Genomic DNA, 263 nt, shown 5'->3' on the forward strand with positions numbered 1-263 from the left:
TCAATAAAAGAAGCTATAAGAAAAATACGTASTTTTGAAACTAATGACGTATTTACAAATAATAAACTATTCCATAAATACCTTACAGAAGGAGTGGAAGTAACAGACTTTATAAATGGAGAAACAAAGTACTACACTATAAAACTAATTGATTATGACAATATAGAAAATAACGACTTTTTAGTAGTAAATCAATTAGAAATAGTGGAAGATGGCAATAAAAAAATACCAGATGTAATAATATACATMAATGGTATACCAAT

General features: G+C 24.9%; 1 protein-coding gene. It reads left to right on the forward strand.

Going from position 1 to position 263, the window contains the following annotated elements; all coding sequences use genetic code 11:
* A partial coding sequence (locus G3997_RS04435) for a type I restriction endonuclease (RefSeq protein ID WP_296648722.1) occupies positions 1 to 263 on the forward strand: 263 nt, incomplete at both ends.

The sequence above is a fragment of the Romboutsia sp. 13368 genome, assembly GCF_018336475.1.
Lineage (GTDB): Bacteria > Bacillota > Clostridia > Peptostreptococcales > Peptostreptococcaceae > Romboutsia.